The 769-nt window shown below is 63.7% G+C and carries 1 protein-coding gene and 1 tRNA gene; one reads left to right on the forward strand and one right to left on the reverse strand.

Translation table 11 applies throughout. The annotated features are described in order from the left end of the window. Window positions 1–228: 228 nt before the first annotated feature. Window positions 229–312, reverse strand: a tRNA-Leu gene (locus ACPYOG_RS19195). Window positions 313–454: 142 nt separating this feature from the next. Here ACPYOG_RS19195 and ACPYOG_RS19200 point away from each other — a divergent pair. Then, the coding region (locus ACPYOG_RS19200) for a DUF3662 domain-containing protein (RefSeq protein ID WP_481295734.1) at window positions 455–769 on the forward strand (315 nt) is incomplete at its 3' end.

Consider the following 769-nt stretch of genomic DNA (forward strand, 5'->3'; position numbering starts at 1 on the left):
ACGACACCGGCCTCAACCCCGAAGAAGGCCTCTGGACACGATCAGGCTGGGCCGGCCACAGCTGACACGCCCACACCATCCACTCTTTTTGGCCTATAAGCCCCATAACCCCCCGATCTGGGCGATCAATAGCAAAGGCCGGCCTGACGTTTCCGTCAGACCGGCCTTTTTCGTTCGCTTCGAGCATTTCATGATCCCGATTGCCGGAAATCCTGAAACTACCCTTCGTGCGCGAGGGGGGACTTGAACCCCCACGCCCTTTCGAGCACTGGCACCTGAAGCCAGCGCGTCTGCCAATTCCGCCACTCGCGCGAACCCAGGAACTCTAACACGGTGGCCGGATCGCACACCAATCGTGGCGTCCTCCCGACGGCTGATCTTCACCCGATAGCCAGTGCCTTTCCAAACGTTCCGACTAACATGCATGTAGTCATCGAGCCGGAAGCGGGAGACTGTGGGCATTCTGGACAACTTCGAGCGGGGGCTGGAGCGCGCCGTCAACGGCGCCTTCGCGAAGACCTTCCGCTCCGGGCTGCAGCCGGTCGAGCTCACGAGCGCCCTCCGCAAGGAGCTCGACACGAAAGCGACCGTGGTCGCGCGCGACCGCGTGCTCGCGCCGAACCGGTTCGTGCTGCGCATGGCCGGAGCCGACTACGAGCGGATGCGGTCGATGGGCGCCGCGCTCACCGACGAGCTCATCGACTTCGTGCAGAAGCATGCCGCCGCCCAGCACTACCAGTTCGCGGGCGGCATCTCCATCGACCTGGTG

The sequence above is a fragment of the Leifsonia sp. HAY1-4F genome (assembly GCF_056755275.1).